This window comes from Vibrio sp. OPT46 (assembly GCF_015163535.1).
Lineage (GTDB): Bacteria > Pseudomonadota > Gammaproteobacteria > Enterobacterales > Vibrionaceae > Vibrio > Vibrio alginolyticus.
The window spans coordinates 1-1,774 of record NZ_JADDYG010000062.1 but is presented as its reverse complement, the minus strand read 5'-3'; the positions used below and the strand labels follow the sequence as shown (position 1 = coordinate 1,774).

Below are 1,774 nucleotides of genomic sequence, written 5' to 3'. Positions count from 1 at the left end.
GAAATCTTCTCCGCAATACTTAGAATCAACCAGAGTGCCCTATGTACATTCTTTGTTTATTCCATTTGTGAATGTGTTTGTTGCCATTATCGATGGCGATGAGGCGCATTATCAAGAAGCACTGAAAGATGCGTTAGAGGCGCATTACCAGTTCTACATGAATGAAGATGTTCGTTATTCGCCAAAAGGGAATGTTTCTTTGAAACTGATTGGTCTTGCTGCATTGGCATACGATAAGTATGGCTGGACAATTCCAGAAACCGCATATTTGCCGAAATGGCTCGTTTACGGTGAACAGGATCTTTGTTCTAAATAAATCATTAATAGAACACCTTATGTAGTGTCTGCAGCAATGCCGTTCGGCAGCACCTCGAGCAAACATGTTGCACCTTATCCTGCCTTTCAGCTGTGAAAAGTTGAAAGAACTTCAACATACTTTCGCTACAGAAAAGGGCATTTGGTTTGGTAATCCGCAAGTCACGGCACATCCACATCAATCCATCGTTGAATGGTATGTCGGTGACTACCTGCTCAGCCTTGGTGACGAAGAATTAAGGTTATTTTTCAACCAGTTACTCGGTGGTAAGACATAAACTTATCAATATGCGAGCTTACTAACACGCCATACGTGACACTTCATGTATTCTTAATTGAAGCGAAGAAGAGGATTTATCAATGTCAAAAAGCTCCAAGCTTCACAATGAAGACAAACTGGTTAAGAAGGCACTAGAGATTGGTGGGAAGATGGCGAAGCTACAAGGCTTTGATCTTCCACAGTCACCACAACCTCTAAGAGTAAAAGCGATTTACCTATTCTTGGTCGATGCCAAACAGATCACGCCATTACCGGAAAGCAAGCTAGATGGCGCAAGCATCAAACACCGACTGGCAGTCTGGATACACAGTGCATTGCCTGACAACGACCCTCTAAAGTAGAAAGCCTTATAAGTCATATAGGTCATTAATTAACTAGGCGAGCCAAATGGTTCGCCTTGTTTGATATTGGCGAGTGCACCGAGGTCTTTTGGCGTGGCGGTATCATTGATTTACAAAACAGAATCAAAATGACTAAAGATAAATCCCGAGAAGCGCTACAATGCAGGCGTTGCGAGAGTGCAACCAAGATTACTCATTTACAGAAGCCTTGAAGTAACCATACATGTCTAAAGATTTCGAATTCACTACAGAATACACACTCGACAAACCTTTCTTTGCTGAATGTTATGATCAAACTAGCCAGCCAACGAAGTTCCCACAAGCGTACCTAAAAGGGATGCTGTTTCTTATCTTTGGTGTGGTTTTATTGGAGTTTGAACTGCTACCTAACGGTTATGTCGGTTGGTTCTTTATCGTATTGAGTGTGATTGAAGCGTGCAGCGTTTACTTCAAAAGAACTTGGTGGCTGTGGCGTCAAACCATCAGCTCAAGTCGCGGCAGTAAAGTGGTGTTTGAAGTGAATGCAGATGGCGTACGCTACAAAAGCGGTAAAGTTGACCGCAGCCTCGCTTGGAATGATATCAACCAACTCGAACAAACTGATTTGGGCTTTATCCTTCACCTTGGTAAACAACGCCAATACATCAGCAAATCTTGCTTAAATGAAGAAGCGATCACGTTTATGGTAGATCGGCACGCGGCATCAAAAGCGAGTGACCCGTCCTGATATGGGTTGACACTTTTAACTAAAACGCTCGATGTACTTCATCGGGCGTTTTGTATTTTAAAGCCGTATGAGGCCTCATTTGATTATAGATATCTACGGACTCTGCTACCA

General features: G+C 42.8%; 4 protein-coding genes and 1 pseudogene. 4 read left to right on the top strand and 1 reads right to left on the bottom strand.

The genetic code is table 11. From position 1 onward, the window contains the following. The 4 genes and pseudogenes from IQR33_RS02775 to IQR33_RS02760 form a co-directional block, all read left to right on the top strand. Window positions 1–316 (top strand): immunity 49 family protein (locus tag IQR33_RS02775; protein WP_193843497.1); only part of this gene is annotated, 316 nt, incomplete at its 5' end. Window positions 317–356: 40 nt separating this feature from the next. Further along, window positions 357–593 (top strand): annotated as a pseudogene (locus IQR33_RS02770) (threonine aldolase); the annotation flags it as partial. An 82-nt stretch (window positions 594–675) separates the two neighbouring features. Beyond that, window positions 676–936 carry a DUF5062 family protein gene (locus IQR33_RS02765; RefSeq protein ID WP_005376453.1) on the top strand — a complete coding sequence of 87 codons (261 nt, stop codon included), beginning with the start codon at window positions 676–678 and terminating at the stop codon, window positions 934–936. Between the two features lie 223 nt (window positions 937–1,159). Then, window positions 1,160–1,663 (top strand): YcxB family protein, encoded by a 504-nt coding sequence (locus IQR33_RS02760; protein ID WP_193843496.1) that lies wholly within the window; start codon window positions 1,160–1,162, stop codon window positions 1,661–1,663. 19 nt (window positions 1,664–1,682) lie between these two features. Here IQR33_RS02760 and IQR33_RS02755 read toward each other — a convergent pair. Continuing rightward, window positions 1,683–1,774 (bottom strand): integrase core domain-containing protein (locus tag IQR33_RS02755; RefSeq protein ID WP_138939205.1); only part of this gene is annotated, 92 nt, incomplete at its 5' end.